Origin of the sequence: Streptosporangium sandarakinum, from assembly GCF_013409935.1 — a bacterium.
Taxonomy (GTDB): domain Bacteria; phylum Actinomycetota; class Actinomycetes; order Streptosporangiales; family Streptosporangiaceae; genus Streptosporangium; species Streptosporangium nondiastaticum.
This window is the reverse complement of the sequence record NZ_JACCCO010000002.1, coordinates 51,485-67,413: the sequence shown is the minus strand read 5'-3', so window position 1 is coordinate 67,413 and position 15,929 is coordinate 51,485. Positions and strand designations below refer to the sequence as shown.

Here is a 15,929-nt window from a genome sequence, read left to right as displayed (position 1 = left end):
GGCTTACCGTCATGCCCATGACCAAGGCGAAAGTTCTGATCTCAGGCGCGAGCGTGGCCGGACCCGCCCTCGCCTTCTTCCTGAACCGCGACGGGTACGAGGTGAGCGTGGTCGAGCGCGCGCCCGAGCCTCGCGACAGCGGCTACGCGGTGGACTTCCGTGGCGAGGCGTTCGATGTGCTGGAGGAACTGGGCGTTCTCGCCGAGATGCGCGGGCACGACACGAAGATGCGCGGCACCACCTTGCTGGACGACAAGGGTGTGGAGACCGGACGGCTGCCCGCCGAGGCGTTCGCCGGCGAACTGGAGGTGCCGAAGCAGGAGCTGACCCGGGCCCTTCACCGCATCACCGCCGACGACGTGACCTATGTGTTCGACGATTCGATCAGCGCGCTGACCCAGCACGGTTCGGGCATCGCAGTGGAGTTCGAGCGCGGCGCCGCCCGCGAGTTCGACCTGGTGATCGGAGCCGACGGCGTCTATTCCAAGGTGCGGCAACTGGCCTTCGGCCCGCACACCGGCACGCTGCGCCACCTGGGCCTCTCCGGAGTCGGTTTCAGCACCCCCGACCACCTCGGCCTGGAGCGCAGCGGCCTGCTGCAGCAGGGCCCCGGCGCGGCGCTCTATCTGTTCGGTTCCGGCGCGCCGAACCGCCTTACGGTCAGCTTCTCCTTCGCCACAGTCTCTCCCGCACTGGACCGACGCAGCCGAGACGAGCAGGAGAACGCGGTGCGGACGGCTTTCTCCGGCTTCGGCGGGGAGGCGCCCCGGTTGCTGGAGGCGATGAGCGAAGCGGACGACTTCTACTTCTCCTCGGCCTGCCAGATCCACCTGGACCACTGGTCGCGCGGCCGGATCGCCCTGGTCGGCGACGCGGGCTACTGCGCCGCCCCGACCAGCGGCATGGGCACCTCACAGGCGCTGATCGGCGCCCGGAGCCTCGCCCGAAACCTGGCCTCGGCGGCCGGAGACCACATGGCCGCCTTCGCCGCCTACGAAGAGGAGCTGCGGCCCTACGTCACGCGGAACCAGGCCGCGGGCCGCCAGGCCGCAACGATGTTCGGCGGCCACGCCGACCTGGCCGGCTCATAGGGGGTTCCGGTGGTCGCGCGTACCTGGGACCACCGGTCCTACGGGTCCGGCCGCCCGCGTCGGAACGGCCGGTGACGACAGGACCGGCCATGGCGGGGGAAGGGGAGGCGCGGCGTGAGCGCGAAGGCCGCCGGGGGCACTCCCGGCGGCCTTCGTTTTCGCGTCCGGACTCCTTTCTGACTCATTTACCGGCAATAGTGAAGTTATTCAGTGAAATGTTCTTCCGGTCGCTGGTTCTTTTCCGCCGGGCCGTTTCCCCTCAGGCGGGAAACGCCGGGCGGGCGGAGACTAGCGGAAGGACAGCTGCGTGGATCCCAGGAGGCCCTTGGGGTTTCCGGCACTGACGTAGCAGGCGGTGACCGAGCAGTCCACGGAGCCGACCGCCGCCCCCTCGGGCGTGGAGGCCTGGAAGCTCTTGCGGACCACGAACGGGACGCTCGCCGAGCCGGCACCGTCCACGGTCACCGTCTTCACCGTCGCCGGGTTGCAGGCCAGCTGGTCGTTCACGGTGGCGCACTGGAGGATGGTGACCTGGTCCCCGGCCGCGGCGCCGGTGACCGAGGCGGTGACCGAGGCGCCGTCCGACAGGCCGGTGGCCGGCGTCACCGAGAAACCGGAGGCGGCGGCGAAGGCCGACGGCTGCGACACCAGGGCCATACCACCGACCGCGACTGCGGCGGCGACACCCAGCTTGGCGAAAAGACCGGTCTTCTTCTGCATTCCTTGCTCCTTCTCTCTCTTGCCTTCTCTGGCTTTTCCCTGTTTTTCTCCGGCGATCGCTCGCCCTTGCAAGAACAACTTTGCGCCATTCGCGGGGTACATTCCAGAAAAAGCCGTTTCAGCAAGTTGCCCGCCGATATCAACTTCCTGTCAACGTCGAAGTTGTGTTGCGGGCGAAAGCGAAGTAAGGGGTGCAACCGGGTTACGGGCCGTACAGCGCGGCCGAGCGCCGACGGTGTGCCGTCGGGACGGCACCGCCCGGGCCCTCCTCGGGGGCGGCCGAGGAGGGCCCGGGCTTCACGGCGAGGCCGACCCGGGCTTCCTGACGAGGCCGGCCCGTCAGCGTGTCGCCGGTCGCCCGTCGGCCACCCGTTCGTCTTCCCGGCCGGGCGGGCGGGTTCGTCCCGTCCGGTCCGGGTGCCCGGTCACCGGGCGTTCCGGGCGGCCTGGTTCTGCCGCCATCGCTCCACGACCTGCTGGAACGCCTCGCTCACGAGGAGGAGGAGCTCGGCGGAGGACTCGAAGCGGGCACCCGCCGGGGTCGCGGCCCCGAGGATCTCGGCTCCGCGCCGCGACGCGGCCACCAGGGCTTCGTTCATCTGCAGAGAGGCGAGCATGGTCCGGAGCCAGATCTCGTCGCCGATGACGTAGCGTTCGCGCCGTGTGCCGGGAACCCGTTCCCTGCTGAGCATGCCCTGCTGTTCGAGGAAGGCGACGGCGTGCGAGACCGACGCCGGGCTGACCTGAAGTCGCTGGACCAGGTCGGCGGCGGTGAGAGCGCCGGAGTCGGTGATGTACAGGCAGGCCAGCACCCTGGCCTCCATCCGGGGCAGCCCCTGCTGGACGAGGAGGGCGGTGAAGGACTCCGTGAAGTCCCTCACCTCCCGGGGGTCGCGCCCGTGGCCGTCGTCGGGGACCGGCGGGGCCGGAGGCCGGGCCTGCCTGTGGCGGCGCGCGCGGTGCCGGGTGGCCTCGTGCGCCTGGTCCGCCCCGTAGCCGTCGGGGCCGCCGTTGCGGGTGACCTCCCGCATGACGGTCGAGGCGGGCCGTCCCAGGCGCCGGCCGATCTCCGCGTATCCGAGTCCCTCGGCCAGTCCCGCGGCGATGCGCCGGCGGTCCTCATCGGTGAGTCTGCCTCCGGGCATCGGTGGTCGTCTCCCATCTGCCGGCACGCGTGGGGCTCGGCGCCCCCGCGCTCGCTGCACAGTATGCATTCACTCGTAGGTCATTGCAATGCGCGCTCGGCGTTCCGTTGCGTTCGGCTTCATGTCCATTGCAATGAACGACTCACCGATCTCTATCTATCAGGCGAAAATGGCTCATCCATCATGTTGATAGACTCGTAAACGCAATGTAATGTCGCCTTCGTTCAGAGATTCCCGAACGTAGGCGGGCACCCGTGACGCCGCGGAGGGAGTCCCCATGACCGAACTCACCTCCCGCCCCGCGCGTCGCCCGTCGAACCCACGAGCGCCGGACCGGGGCGGGTCCGGCGGATCGAACGCTGTACGCAAGGAGATTCATGATGGAACAGGGCAACGGCGGCTTCTCCGAAGCAGGGCTGTGCAGGCTGCGTGACGTACTGACCCGGCATGTCGAGTCGGGGAGGATCCCCGGGCTCGTCGCCCTGTTCAGCCGGGGCGAGGAGACGCACGTCGAAGCGATCGGGACGATGCGTCACGACGGTGGCGCGCCGATGAGCCGGGACACGATCTTCCGGATGGCCTCGACGTCCAAGCCGGTCTCGGTCGCGGCGGCGATGGTGCTGCTGGACGAGTGCAGGCTGCGGCTGGACGATCCGGTGCAGGAGTGGCTGCCGGAACTCGCCGACCGGCGGGTGCTCAAGCGATTCGACGGCCCGCTGGACGACACCGTTCCGGCGCGGCGGCCGATCACCGTCCGGGACCTGCTGACCTCCACCTTCGGGCTCGGCATGGACATGACGTCGCTGGGCACGCCGATCATGAACGCGGTCTTCGAGCAGGGGCTCACGCCCAACCTGCCGGTGCCGGTGCCCGAGCCGGACGAGTGGATGCGCCGCCTGGGCGAGCTTCCGCTGATGCACCAGCCCGGGGAGCGCTGGCAGTACCACATCAGCAACGACCTCCTCGGCGTGCTCGTCGCCAGGGTCACGGGCCGGCCGTTCGAGACGTTCCTGCGCGAGCGCATCTTCGACCCGCTGGGCATGAAGGACACCGGTTTCCACGTGCCCGCCGATCAGATCGACCGGTTGCCGACCCTCTACGCCCCCGACCCGCAGACCGGGGAGTTCCTCGTGTGGGACGAGGCCGAGGGGGGACGGTGGAGCCGGCCTCCGGCGTTCGCGGGCGGCGGCGGCGGGCTGGTCTCCACCGCCGACGACTACCACGCCTACTTCCGGATGCTGCTGAACGGCGGGATGCACGGCGGCGAGCGGATCCTGTCCCGGCCCGCCGTCGAGCTGATGACCACCGACCGTCTCACGCCCGAGCAGAACGCCGCCCGCAAGGCCATGGCCACCGAGAACGTCCACATCTCGCACGGCCAGGGCCAGCACGGCGGCTGGGGCTTCGGGATGGCGGTGCGCACCTACCGCGGCGACTACGCGCCCATCGGCCAGTTCGGCTGGGACGGCGGAAGCGGCACCGCGAGTTACGCCGACCCGGCCAACCGGCTCACCGGAATCCTGCTCACCCAGGTCGGGGCGTCCACCCCGGACTCGATGCGGCTCGTCCACGACTTCTGGACCACGCTCTACCAGGCCATCGACGACTGATCGTGGTGATGCGGGCGGGTGTCTCCCGGGGGCGAGGTCCGGCCCGGCGTCCGGCGGCGGACCCCGTCAGGGCGGCCACACCGGCCCACCCACCCCGATCCCCGCACCCGCACCCGCACCCGGACCCCTCGAAGGGACCCCTCGGACGCCGCCTGACCCCGGCGGTGGGCGTGGCCGCCGGAGTTCCGGCCGGCCGCCGTACGTGAGGTTTCAGGCCGTGAACGCCCGGCCCGTGACACCCCGGCCCGTAGAAGGGATCATCAAACGAAAAGAGCGGGCGAGGAGGCGAGTTTTGGGACAAAGCGTGGTGGAGGCCGGCGGGGTGCCCACCGGTCCGGGTGAGACGGTTCCCGCCGCGTTCCGGCGCCTGGCCGGGACGCGGGCCCGGCGGCGGCTGATCGCGGTCACCCTGCTGCTGGGCCCGGTGATCGCCGCGGCGGTGACCGCGGTGGTACGGCCCGCCGATCTGACGTTCGCCGTGCTCGCCGAGCCGGTGCAGATCCTGATGTCGGTCACGGTGCCGTTCCTCGGCGCCCTGCTGGCCGGTGACCTGCGGCGGAAGCCCCGGACGGCCCGGTTCGCCCCGGCCCTGCTCGCGGCGGCGCTGTTCGCTGCCGCGGTCGGCGTCTTCGGGAACCTCGTCTGCGCCGTCGCGCTGGTGGCCGCCCCGTCCGGCGCCGCCCCGGACGCCTGGCGGTACGCCGGGGCCGTCGCGGCGGGCGCCGTTCTGGTGCAGGTCGTCGCCCAGCTGATCGGCACCGCGCTGGGCGTGCTGGTACGGCGGCCCGTCCTCGCGTGCCTGGGCACGATCGTGTTGCCGCTGGGTCTGTGGGCCCTGCTGGGCGCGGTGGGCCCCCTGCGTCCCGCCCAGGCGTGGCTCGCCCCCTTCGCCTCCGCCCACAACCTGCTCTCCGGCCCGATGAGCGCGCTCATGTGGGCGCAGTGGCTCGTCGTCCTGACGGTCTGGGCGGTGAGCCTGAACGCCGCCGGCGCGGCGCGGCTGACAGGGCACGGCCCGATGGGCGGTCCGGCGCGGGCGGTCCTCCCGGGAGTCGGCCCGGCCTGAAACGGGGCGCCGCGCGCCCGGCGCGACGCGTGCCGGGCGGTCCTCAGGGAGGCACCCGGCACGACGCCGCCGGATCGCCGGACCAGGCCACCGGGAGGAGCGGACCACCGGTAAGGACGGTTCAGAGCGGGATGTTGCCGTGGCGGCCCCGGGCGGCGGGTGCGGCGGCCAGCGCCTCGGCCAGGCGACGGCGGGTGTCGGCCGGATCGATGATCTCGTCGACCACGCCGATGTCGCGGGCCCGGCCGACACCGCCGGCCAGCGCGACGTGCTCGGCCACCAGGCGGGCGCGCAGCGCGTCGCGCTCGTCGTCGGATGCCGCGGCCAGCGCCCGCCGGTGCAGCAGGTTGACCGCGGCCTCGGCGCCCATCACCGCCACCTCCGCCGACGGCCAGGCGTAGACGGCGGTGGCACCCAGGGCGCGGGAGTTCATCGCGATGTAGGCGCCGCCGTAGGACTTGCGGACGACCAGCGTGACGCGGGGCACGCTGGCCTCGGCGAAGGCGTGCAGCAGCTTGGCGCCGCGGCGGACCACGCCGTTCCACTCCTGGCTGACGCCGGGCAGGTAGCCGGGGACGTCGACGAGCACCACCAGCGGCACCCCGAAGGCATCGCACATGCGCACGAACCGGGCGGCCTTCTCGGCGGAGGCGGAGTCCAGGCAGCCCGCCAGCCGCAGCGGGTTGTTGGCGACGACGCCGACGGTACGGCCCGCGAGCCGGCCCAGGCCGACGACGACGTTGGGCGCCCACCTGGCGTGCAGCTCCACGAACGAGCCGGCGTCGAGGACCTTGCCCACCAGTGGCTTGACGTCGTAGGCGCGGTTGGCCCGCTCGGGCAGCACGCCGGCCAGCTCCGGCTGGCGGCCGATGCCGTCCGGCTCCGGGATCCCCTGGCCGCCCAGCAGGGCGGCCAGGCGGCGCGCGACGGCGACGGCCTCCTCCTCGTCGCCCGCCGTGACGTGTGCGACCCCGGAGCGACGGCCGTGGGCGTCGGGGCCGCCGAGGCTCTCCATGTCGACGTCCTCGCCGGTGACGCTGCGCACGATGTCGGGACCGGTGACGAAGACGCGTCCGGCGTCGCTCATGATGACGATGTCGGTGAGCGCCGGGCCGTAGGCGGCGCCGCCGGCGGCCGGGCCGAGGACCACCGAGATCTGCGGCACCTTCCCCGAGGCGCGCACCATCGCGGCGAAGACCCGGCCGACGGCGTCCAGCGCCGCCACGCCCTCGGCCAGGCGGGCGCCGCCGGAGTGCCAGACGCCGATCACGGGGACCTGGCCGCGTACCGCGGCGTCGATGGCGTCGACGATCTGCCGGCAGCCGTCCTCGCCCATGGCGCCGCCCATGACCCGGGCGTCGGTGGCGTACACGACGACCGGGCGGCCCTCGACGGTGCCGCGGCCCCACAGCGCGCCCGAGCCGGCGTCCGCCGGAACGACGCGCAGCGAGCCGGGGTCGACCACGGCGCCGAGCCGTACGAGGGGATCACGGCGGTCGGTGGCGGAGACGGCCGAGGTGACGGGAACGGCCGAGGTGACGGGGACGGAGGCGGGGGCCGGGGTGGGCGGCGTGAGCAGCGCCGTACCGGGATCAGCGGTGATGGTCACGGGGTTCACCTGCTTTTGGCGGGGGCGGAGCCGTCCGCCGCGGGCGGCGGACGGCGTCGGTGGGTCGGACCGGGTACGGCGGGCCGCGCGGCGGACCGGACGGAGTGAGCGACGGGGCGGGGTGAGCGACGGACCGGATGGGACGGGCGGCCCGCCGTACCCGGTCCGCCGCGCGGGCGGACCCGGCGGGTCAGGCCAGCAGGGTCCTGCGCAGGTTGTAGACGGTGGCGGCGTCGACGCCCAGGCCGCGGGCCAGGTAGCCGGCCAGCGAGCCGAAGGTGGTCCTGGCCTGGTCGATGCCGGCATCCAGGTACTCCGGCCAGGCGTAGTTCACACCGAAGGTCAGGTTGCTGAGCAGGAACTCGGTGTCGATCTGCGCGCGGTCGACGCCCAGGAGGCTCATCAGCAGCGCGACGGTCCAGCCGGTGCGGTAGGTGCCGGAGTTGCAGTGGATGTAGACCGGCCTGCCGCCGTTTCCGGCGATCTTGCGGATGGCCGCGCCGAAGGACGCCTGGGACTGCGGGCTGGTGACGTACTCGCGGAACTCCTGCAGCACGTAGGCGTCCGGCTTGGTGGTGTCGATCGTCGGCGGCATGGGGTTGGCGGAGTCGTCACCGACGGGGGCGCTGAACAGCTGGACGCCCTCGGGCAGCCGGTCGGGCCGGCCGGCTGCCAGCTCGCGGTTGCTGAGCAGGTTGATGTCCCAGGTGAGGCCGAGGGTGGCCAGCTGGGTCAGGCCCAGGTCGGTCACCCGGCCCAGCCCGGCGCCGCGCCAGACCACGCCGCGCTTGACGCGACGGCCCAGCCGGTTGGAGTACCAGCCGATGTCGCGGATGTTGAAGGAGCCCTCCACGTCGAAGAAGTGGGTGCGCGGGTCCTCGGTGCCGGTGGTGGCGGCGCGGGCGGGGGCGGACGGCAGCAGCAGCGCGCCCGCGAGGCCGGTCCCGGTGACGGTCAGGAACCGGCGGCGGCCGAGCCGGGAGCCGGGCGGGGTGATGAGGTCGGCAGCGGTCATCGGGGGGTGCCTTTCAGGTGGTGCGAGAAGGGGGGGTGCGCGGTGTCGCGGGGAAGGGGACGCGCGGCGGGCGGCCGGTCGAGTGGGGCGCGGGGCGACGAGGTGCCGCGTGCCCGGCGTCAGACCGGTTTGCGGCCGATCACGAGGGTGTCGGTGCCGCCCAGCGGCCGGACCTCGGTGTCGGTGCACCCGGCGGCGACCAGCCAGCCCAGGCACTCCTGGGCGGTGTACTCCGAGCCGCCCTCGGTGACCAGCAGCATGTTGAGGCTGACCAGGATCCGGGCGAGGTCGGCGGGCTCCTGCGGGAGCATCGCGTCGTAGATCAGCAGGGCGCCGCCGGGGGTCACCGCGCGGTAGGCCTTGTCGATCAGGTAGGCGCGCTGCTCGGGCGACCAGTTGTGCAGCACGTGGCCGAGGATGACGACCTCGCTGGAGGGCAGCTCGTCGGCGAAGAAGTCACCGGCGCGGAACCAGGCCCGGTCGGCCACGCCGAGCCGTTCGGCGTGCTCGGCGTGCGGGCCGGCCAGCGGCGGCAGGTCGAACACCCCGGCCGTCAGGTGCGGGTGGGCCAGCATGAGCCGGGCGCCCAGGTTGCCCCGGCAGCCGCCCACGTCCAGCACCCGGCGGTGGGCCGGCCAGTCGAACCGCTCGATCAGGTACGGCGCGACCAGGCTGTTGGCCGAGTCCATCATCCGCAGGTACTGCTCGCGCTGGGCGGGGTCGGACAGCATGCGCAGGAACGCCCCGTCGTCGGTGGCCCCGGCGGTCTGCGGCCGGCCGGTGGTCAGGGCCTCGGTCAGCCGGCCCCAGGCCGGATAGAGCATGTGGTTGGCGCGGTAGAGGAAACCGCCGATGTAGTCGGGGCGGCCGGGCACCAGCGTGGCCGAGGCGGTGGCGCTGTTGCGGTAGCGGTCGCCGTCCAGCTCCAGCAGGCCGAGCAGGACCAGGCCGTGCAGGAAGTCGCGGGCGGCCCGCGGGTGCAGCCCGACGCGGGCGCCGAGCTCGTCGCGGGTGGAGGGGCCGTGCTCCTCCAGGTCGGCGAACACCCCGAGCTCGCCGGCGGTCAGCAGCAGTTTGGCATGGCAGAACGCGTTGCTGAGCCGCTTGACGTCGATCGCCGAGGGCCCCAGGACGGCGCCGGAGGACTGACTCATGAGGAGCTCCTTTTCGGTTGGGCCCGGGCACTAGCCGGCCAGGACGACGGCACAGACGTTGGCGAGGCCGGCCAGGACGGCCATGGCGGTGCGCGTCAGGTGCCAGGCGCGCCAGCGCGGCCGCGGGTCCCGCCAGCCGGCGGGCATCGCCGTCGGCGACAGCCGCTTGACCGCCCGGTTGATCGGCACGTTGCCGAACTGCGAGACCGCCGAGACCCCCAGCTGCAGCGCCGCCGCCGCCGCGAACAGCGGCCGGTACGGCGAGGCCGGCGCGGCGGCGAACAGCACCAGGTCGGCGGCGGTGCAGGCGAGCACCAGCGGCGGCATCACCTTGTCGAAGTGACGGCCCACCAGCTGGTGGACGCGGACGTACTCCGCCGGGGCCATCGCCAGGAACGCCGGGACCACGCTGAGGGCCACCGCGAACAGCACACCCGCCAGCAGGCCGCCGCCGACGACGACGAACACACTCAGGACAACGGTCATGGCAGGCACGATCCGGCCCCGGGCTGAAGCGGCGCTCGACGCGGGCTGGCGCGGCCCGGCCCGGCCTTCGACGCGCGCTGGAGCGCGGCTCTAGCGGGCGGCGGGAACGTCGGCGCTGTGACCCGCCCCCGCCGACGCGCCCGTCGGCCGCGGCCTGAGAATCGGAGGACCCATGACGTCGAGCCTCGTGGTCGACCAGCAGCCGGCCGGACCCACCTTCGGGTCGGGCGGCCCGCAGCACCACCTGCTGACGGTGCTGGCCGGAAAGATGATCTCTTCGACGGTCTGCGTCCTGGCCCAGGTCGGCGTGGCCGACCACATGGCCGACGGGCCGCGGACGGTCGAGCACCTCGCCCGGGCGACCGGGACCGACCCGGGCATGCTGTACCGGTTCCTGCGCGCCGCCGCCTCGGTCGGCATCTTCGCCGAGCTGCCCGACGGCCGTTTCGAGCTGACCGGGACCGGCGAGTACCTGCGCAGCGACGTGCCCGGCTCGCTGCGCTACCTGGCCTGGCTGTACGGCGAGGAGAGCATCTGGAACTGCTTCGGGTACGCGGTGGAGACGCTGCGCACCGGCGAGTCCACCGGGCCGAAGGTGCGCGGCGGCAAGGGCTGGTTCGAGTACATGGAGGAGCACCCGGAGTACGCCGAGGTGTTCCACAGGGCCATGACCGGCACCAGCAACATGGCCGCCCAGGTCGCCGACTCCTACGACTTCAGCCGGTTCGGTCACATCGCCGACGTCGGCGGCGGCCAGGGCCGGCTGCTGGCGGCGATCCTCAGCAAGAACCCCGACGCCAGGGGCCTGCTGTTCGACCAGGCATCGGCGATCACCGGCGCCGCGGAGGTGCTGGAGCAGTACGGCGTGGCCGACCGCACCGAGTGCGTGGTCGGCGACTTCTTCGAGTCGGTCACCCCCGGCCCGGACGCCTACCTGCTCAAGGCGATCCTGCACGACTGGAACGACGACGACAGCGTCGCCATCCTGCGCAACATCCGCGCCGCGCTGGGCGACAAGAAGGACGGGCGGGTGTTCATCGTCGAGGCCGTCGTCCCCGACGGCAACGACTGGCACTTCAGCAAGGCCATGGACATCGCGATGGCGGTCAGCCTCGGCAGCAAGGAGCGCAACCTGCGCGACTGGAGCGGCCTCCTTTCGGCGTCCGGCTTCGAGCTGGTCGGCACCACCAAGACCATGCCGCCGCACTGGATCATCGAGGCGCGTCCGGTCTGACCGGCCCGCCGCTCCCCCGCTCCCGGCCTCTGCTCTCCGGGCGCCCGTGACCGCGCCCAGCCGCCCCGCGGACGCCCGCCGCCCGACCATCGCCGTCCCCGAGGAAGGCCCCATGACGACGCCGTCGCACTCCTACCCCTTCGGCTGGCCGTCCCCCGTCGACCAGCCCAAGGAGCTGGCGGACCTGCACGCCGAGCCGATCGTGCCGGTCACGCTGCCCAGCGGCGACACCGCGCTGCTGATCACCCGCTACGACGACATCCGCCAGGTGCTCGCCGACCCCCGGGTGAGCAAGAACCGCAACCGGCCCGACGTGGCCCGGATGACCGCCAAGAAGGTCAAGGTCTTCCAGCGGCAGGTCGACATGGACCCGCCCGGCCACACCCGGATGCGCCGCCTGATCGGCAAGGCGTTCACCGCCCACCGCGTCGAACGGCTGCGCCCGCGCATCACCGAGATCGTCGAGGAGCTGCTGGACGAGCTGGAGCGCGCCGGCGGCCCGGTGGACCTCAACCGCGCCTTCTCCTACCCGCTGACGATCCGGATCATCTGCGAGCTGCTCGGCGTCCCCGAGGAGGAGCGCGCGAACTTCGGCGACACCAGCTCCCCGCCGTGGGGGTACATGCGCGACCTGATCGCCCGCAAGCGCGAGAACCCCGACGACGAGCTGATCAGCGCGCTGATCAAGGTCAGCGACGAGGACGACGGCCGGCTCAGCGAGGAGGAGCTGCACTGGTGGTCTACGCTGCTGCTGCTGGCCGGGTACGAGACCACGGCCAGCCAGCTGTCGGGCTGCGTGGTGCTGCTGCTCGCCCACCCCGGCCAGCTCGCGCTGGTGCGCGAGGACCCCGGCCGCGTCCCGGCCGCGGTGGAGGAGCTGCTGCGCTGCCAGGTCGTCGGCTCCTCGCTGTCGATGCTGCGCTACGTCACCGAGGACATCGAGGTGGCCGGGACCGTCATCCCCAAGGGGACGAGCATCATCCCCGCGCTGGAGTCGGCCAACCACGACCCGGCCGCCTTCGGCTGCCCGGCGCGGTTCGACGTCACCCGGCGGGACCGTACCCAGCTGACCTTCAGCACCGGCCAGCACTACTGCGTCGGCGCGCCGCTGGCGCGGGCGGTGCTGCAGATCGGCCTGGCCGGGCTGCTGCGCCGCTTCCCCGGGCTGCGGCTCGCCGTACCGGCCGCGGAGCTGAACCGGCAGCACGACGTGTTCTTCCAGGGCTTCACGGAGGTGCCCGTTGCCTGGTGAGACGCTCCCCGCGAGCGAGACCCCGCGTTCCTGCCCGTTCTCCAGTGGACCCGGCGAGCCCCGCCGCTACCCGTTCCCCCGCCCGTCCGCCCTGGAGGTGCCGCGCGAGCTGACCGGCCTGCGCGAGCGCCCCGTCGTGCCGGTCACGCTGCCCAGCGGCGACCACGCGCTGCTGGTGACCCGGCACGCCGACGTGCGCCGGCTGCTCACCGACGAGCGGCTCAGCCGCAACCTGAACCGGCCCGGCGCCGCGCGGATCGCCAGGAACAACCGGATGTTCCAGGACCCGAAGATCGACCCCGACCCGCCGGAGCACACCCGGGTGCGCCGCCTGGTGATGCGCGCCTTCACCCCCACCCGGGTGGAGTCGCTGCGGCCCCACATCCACGAGGTCGTCGACGAGCTGCTGACCGCCATGGAGAAGCGCGGCGGCCCGGCCGACCTGAACGAGGCCCTGGCCTTCCCGCTGCCGATCCGGGTGATCTGCCGCCTGCTCGGCGTGCCCGAGGGCGACACCGCGCTGTTCCGCTCCTGGACCGACCACTTCCTGTCGGTCAGCCGGTTCCCGCCCGAGCGGATCAGGGCCGCGATGGCCGACATGAACCGCTACATCGCCGAGCTGATCGCCGCCAAACGCCGCTCCCCCGGCGACGACCTGGTCAGCGACATGATCAGGGTCCGCGACCGGGAGGACGGCCGGCTGGCCGAGTACGAGCTGCAGTGGTGGTGCCGGCTGCTGCTTCTGGTCGGCTACGAGACCACCGCCACCCAGCTCGGCGGCGGCGTCGCGCTGCTGCTGGCCCACCCCGGCCAGCTCGCGCTGCTGCGCGAGGACTACGGCCGCATCCCGGACGCGGTCGAGGAGACCCTGCGCTGGAAGCTGGCCGGCTCGTCGGTGTCGATGCTGCGCTACGCCGTCGACGACATCGAGATGGACGGCTACACCATCCCGAAGGGGGCCAGCGTGATCCCGGCCGCCGACTCCGCCAACCAGGACGAGACGGTCTTCGACCGGCCGGAGGTCTTCGACATCACCCGCGACGCGGGCCGGCACCTGACCTTCAGCGTCGGCCCGCACTTCTGCGTCGGCGCCGCGCTGGCCCGCGCCGAACTGCAGATCGCCACCGAGGCCCTGCTGCGCCGCTTCCCCGGGCTGCGGCTGGCCGTACCGCCCGAGCGGCTGCGCCGCCACGAGGGGTCGCTGCTGGAGGCGTTCACCGAGATCCCGGTCACCTGGTGAGGAGGGTACGGCCATGCGCGTGCTGGTGACCTGCTGGGCCTGGTCCTCGCACTACCTTCCGCTGGTCCCGCTGGTGCAGGCGCTGCGCGCCGCGGGCCACGAGGTGTGCGTCGCCAGCCAGGACTCCATGGCCGGCGTCGTCACCGGCTCCGGCGCCGCGTTCGTCGCCGCCGGCCCGGACGTCGACCACGCCGAGCTTCGCGCCCGGCACATGCGCGGCCTGAGCCACGACCGCGTCCCGGCCGCGCCGCCGCCGGGCGCGGAGGCCGCCGGGCACTGGCGGTCCGGCCAGAGGGAGAAGGTCGCGCGGGTGTTCGGCGCGTTCGCCGCCCGCGCCGACCTCATGGTGGACGACACGCTGCGCTTCGCCCGGCACTGGCGTCCCGACCTGGTGGTGTTCGAGCCCACCAGCTACGCGGGTCCCCTGGTCGCCGCGCTGCTGGGCGTCCCCGCCGTCCGCCACATCCACGGCGTGGACATGACCTACCAGGCCCGCGACATCGTGCCGGAGGTGCTGGCCCCCACGGCCGCGCGGCTCGGCCTGGACGGCTGCGCGGTGCTGGGCGACCTGACCGTCGACCCGTGCCCGCCCAGCATGCAGATCCCCGCCGAGGTCGAGCGCGCCACGGTCGGCTACGTCCCCTACAACGGCCGGGCGGTGCTGCCGCGGTGGCTGTGGGAGCCGCCGGACCGGCCGCGGATCGCGCTGACCTGGGGGGCGACCACCACCAGCGTCGGCGGCGCGAAGAGCTTCCTGCCGCCGAGGGTGGTGGCCGCGCTGGCCGGCGCGGACGCCGAGATCGTGGTGGCGGTCGGCCGGGACGACCTGGAGCGGCTCGGCCCGGTGCCGGACGGCGTCCGCGCCGTCACCGGTGTCGCGCTGCACCAGCTGCTGCCCACCTGCTCGGCGCTGATCCACCAGGGCGGGTTCGGCAGCACGTTGACCGGCGTCCACCACGGGGTGCCGCAGCTCGTCCTGCCGCAGCTTCCCGACCAGGTCTTCGGCGCCGCCCGGCTGGCTGCCACCGGGGCGGGGACGGTCCTGGCCCCCGAGGAGGCCGACGCCGGGGCGCTGCGCGCGGCGGTCGCGGACCTGCTGGGCTCCGCCGAACGGCGGCGGGCGGTCGCCCGGCTGCGCGCGGAGATGAACGCCCAGCCCCGCACCGCCGACCTGGTGCCGGTGCTGAGCCGCCTGGCCGAACGTTCCTCCCAGCCCGCCTGAGGCACGGCGTCGCCCGTCCTCACCTGCCCGCAACTCCCAAGGAGCCGCCATGTCCCCGGTCCCCGCGCCCGCCGTTTCCCGAACCGGCCCGCCCGCCGGGCCGCCGCCCCGCCCGGCCGCCCGGCGACGGGCCGACATCGAGGAGATGTTCACCGGCGAGCGGCATCTGTGGCTGGCCACCGCCGGGCCCGACGGTCCGCACATGATCCCGTTGGCCTTCGCCTGGGACGGTACCGACCTGCTCATGATGACCAAGCGCGGCAGCCGTACGGTGGCCAACCTGCGGCGGACCGCCCGCGCCCGCGCGGCCCTGGGCACCGCCCGCGACGTGGTGCTCGTCGACGGGCCGGTGAGCCTGCGCGAGCCCGCCGAGCTGCCCGGCCGGGTCCGCGCGCTGTTCGACCGGCTGCCGCTCAACCCCGACCGGGTCCCCGGCGTGATCGCGCTGTGCCTGCGCCCCGAGCGGATCTCCGCCTGGCGCGGCCTGCCGGAGATCCCCGGCAGGATCGTCATGTCCGGTGGCGACTGGCTCGGCTGACGGCGTCGGCCAGGTGCGCGCCGCGCCGGAATCGACCGTCACGGCGCGCGCTGTCGTCGGCATCAGTGGCCGGTGAAGGGCGGCCCGGCGACGGCAGAGACTGGTACTCTGGGCGGCGCAGCGACGACCGGGTCCGCTGCGGAGATCGAAGGAGGTGAGTTGATGACTGTCGTGGAGACCGCTGCCGTGCGCAGCGCCCGGATCATCCTCACTTCCCGGGCCTCGTCCTGACCCGCACCTGCCTTCCTCTTCCCTAGCGGGAGTTCTTGGTCGCACGTGCCGTCCGGAGAGGCCCCTTCCCAAGGGTCTCCGCGTTGTCTCATCAACCTGCTTCTCAGCGACCTGCCTTCTTCTCGCCCGCGCGCGTCCTGAATCCGGCCGACCACGGCTGGGACGAGGAACGCGACCATCCTTCGCCCCCTTCCGCGCCGACGGGCTGGTTCCCGGCCGGGTCGTGCGGGCCGAGCGCGGGCAAGCCCACCCTCGGCAACCGCCTGCTGGGCGAGAACGCCTATGCCGCCTCCCGCACCGACGCGCGGCTGCGCCG

The 15,929-nt window shown here is 73.2% G+C and carries 14 protein-coding genes; 8 read left to right on the top strand and 6 right to left on the bottom strand.

The features are described from left to right. Positions 1-17 precede the first annotated feature (17 nt). Positions 18-1,091, top strand: a complete 1,074-nt coding sequence (locus tag HDA43_RS18910; protein WP_179823555.1) for an FAD-dependent monooxygenase — start codon at positions 18-20, stop codon at positions 1,089-1,091. 288 nt (positions 1,092-1,379) lie between these two features. Here the strand turns inward: HDA43_RS18910 and HDA43_RS18905 are convergent, their stop codons facing one another. Beyond that, on the bottom strand, positions 1,380-1,811 hold the full coding sequence (locus tag HDA43_RS18905) for an enediyne antibiotic chromoprotein (RefSeq protein WP_179823553.1): 432 nt from the start codon (positions 1,809-1,811) through the stop codon (positions 1,380-1,382). Positions 1,812-2,236: 425 nt separating this feature from the next. Beyond that, a complete protein-coding gene (locus HDA43_RS18900) occupies positions 2,237-2,956 on the bottom strand; it encodes a GbsR/MarR family transcriptional regulator (RefSeq protein ID WP_179823551.1) in 720 nt (239 codons plus the stop codon). A gap of 380 nt (positions 2,957-3,336) precedes the next feature. On the opposite strand from HDA43_RS18900, the gene HDA43_RS18895 reads away from it, so the two are divergent. Further along, complete coding sequence (locus HDA43_RS18895; RefSeq protein WP_179823549.1) at positions 3,337-4,566, top strand: serine hydrolase domain-containing protein; 1,230 nt, start codon at positions 3,337-3,339, stop codon at positions 4,564-4,566. Positions 4,567-4,858: 292 nt separating this feature from the next. Further along, on the top strand, positions 4,859-5,632 hold the full coding sequence (locus HDA43_RS18890) for a hypothetical protein (protein ID WP_179823547.1): 774 nt from the start codon (positions 4,859-4,861) through the stop codon (positions 5,630-5,632). Positions 5,633-5,753: 121 nt separating this feature from the next. Here HDA43_RS18890 and HDA43_RS18885 read toward each other — a convergent pair whose 3' ends face one another. The 4 genes from HDA43_RS18885 to HDA43_RS18870 form a co-directional block, all read right to left on the bottom strand. After that, the gene (locus HDA43_RS18885) at positions 5,754-7,211 is read right to left on the bottom strand and encodes an acyl-CoA carboxylase subunit beta (protein ID WP_246424536.1); all 1,458 of its coding nucleotides are present in this window, start codon (positions 7,209-7,211) and stop codon (positions 5,754-5,756) included. A 220-nt stretch (positions 7,212-7,431) separates the two neighbouring features. Continuing rightward, positions 7,432-8,256 (bottom strand): tyrosine-protein phosphatase, encoded by an 825-nt coding sequence (locus tag HDA43_RS18880; protein ID WP_179823543.1) that lies wholly within the window; start codon positions 8,254-8,256, stop codon positions 7,432-7,434. A gap of 119 nt (positions 8,257-8,375) precedes the next feature. Then, positions 8,376-9,410, bottom strand: a complete 1,035-nt coding sequence (locus HDA43_RS18875; protein ID WP_179823541.1) for a methyltransferase — start codon at positions 9,408-9,410, stop codon at positions 8,376-8,378. Between the two features lie 30 nt (positions 9,411-9,440). Then, entirely contained in the window at positions 9,441-9,896 is a 456-nt protein-coding gene (locus HDA43_RS18870) for an anthrone oxygenase family protein (protein ID WP_179823539.1), read from the bottom strand. A gap of 172 nt (positions 9,897-10,068) precedes the next feature. Here HDA43_RS18870 and HDA43_RS18865 point away from each other — a divergent pair, with 172 nt between their 5' ends. The 5 genes from HDA43_RS18865 to HDA43_RS18845 all read left to right on the top strand — a co-directional run bounded on the left by HDA43_RS18865 (position 10,069) and on the right by HDA43_RS18845 (position 15,382). Continuing rightward, on the top strand, positions 10,069-11,130 hold the full coding sequence (locus HDA43_RS18865; protein WP_179823537.1) for a methyltransferase: 1,062 nt from the start codon (positions 10,069-10,071) through the stop codon (positions 11,128-11,130). Positions 11,131-11,242: 112 nt separating this feature from the next. Beyond that, positions 11,243-12,382 carry a cytochrome P450 gene (locus HDA43_RS18860; protein WP_179823535.1) on the top strand — a complete coding sequence of 380 codons (1,140 nt, stop codon included), beginning with the start codon at positions 11,243-11,245 and terminating at the stop codon, positions 12,380-12,382. Then, entirely contained in the window at positions 12,372-13,622 is a 1,251-nt protein-coding gene (locus tag HDA43_RS18855) for a cytochrome P450 (protein WP_179823533.1), read from the top strand. The genes HDA43_RS18860 and HDA43_RS18855 overlap by 11 nt, the downstream gene beginning before the upstream one ends. Before the next feature lie 13 nt (positions 13,623-13,635). Further along, on the top strand, positions 13,636-14,844 hold the full coding sequence (locus HDA43_RS18850; RefSeq protein WP_179823531.1) for a nucleotide disphospho-sugar-binding domain-containing protein: 1,209 nt from the start codon (positions 13,636-13,638) through the stop codon (positions 14,842-14,844). A gap of 49 nt (positions 14,845-14,893) precedes the next feature. Beyond that, the gene (locus HDA43_RS18845; RefSeq protein ID WP_179823528.1) at positions 14,894-15,382 is read left to right on the top strand and encodes a pyridoxamine 5'-phosphate oxidase family protein; all 489 of its coding nucleotides are present in this window, start codon (positions 14,894-14,896) and stop codon (positions 15,380-15,382) included. The last annotated feature ends 547 nt before the right edge of the window (positions 15,383-15,929 follow it).